The organism is Rhodococcus sp. R1101, from assembly GCF_000278445.1.
GTDB lineage: Bacteria > Actinomycetota > Actinomycetes > Mycobacteriales > Mycobacteriaceae > Rhodococcus > Rhodococcus gordoniae.
The window spans coordinates 1-577 of record NZ_AJVB01000912.1 but is presented as its reverse complement, the minus strand read 5'-3'; the positions used below and the strand labels follow the sequence as shown (position 1 = coordinate 577).

The following is a 577-nucleotide window of genomic DNA, read 5'->3' as shown; positions in this document are numbered from 1 at the left end:
GGCCCCGACATGACGGTGGGCCGATTCCGGTCCGAACGCCAGCGGCGGCAGGGTGCCGCGCACGCAGTGCAGCAACGCTGTCGTACCCCTCGATGTGTGGTCGGCCACGACGGCCGTCCCCGTCCGGCGCGCCGTCTCGCGTGCGAGCGCGAATTCGCCGGGTCGCAAGGACGGCAGGTCGGCCTGCAGGACCACGAGTTCGGCATCGGGTGCGACCTCGCGCACCCGGCGGGCCGCTGCGCGCAGCGCGGCATTGAGCGGATCGGGGGAGCCGGGCGGGACATGGTCGGGAAGGACGTCCGCGTCGCATGCCCGCGCGGCGACCGCGACGCGGTCGTCGGCCGTGACGACGGTGACCGTCACGTCTCGGGCGGACAGCGCCGCCGTGACGGTGTCCTGCAGCATCGCGAGCACCAGCGATTCCCGTGCCACCGGGTCGAGAACAGGGGCGAGCCGCGACTTCGCCAGGCCGAGGGCCTTGACGGGAACGAGCACGTGCGTCGCGGACATTGCCCGATTGTGCCATCAGCGACGAGTTCGGCCACTGCACGGTCGACCGGCGCGGTCGGTGTGGCAC

1 protein-coding gene is annotated in these 577 nt (G+C 73.0%); it reads right to left on the bottom strand.

All coding sequences use genetic code 11. From position 1 onward, the window contains the following. Positions 1-510: 2-phospho-L-lactate guanylyltransferase (gene cofC, locus R1101_RS0125170; RefSeq protein ID WP_016935851.1), on the bottom strand; the 510-nt coding region annotated here is incomplete at its 3' end. Between the last annotated feature and the right edge of the window lie 67 nt (positions 511-577).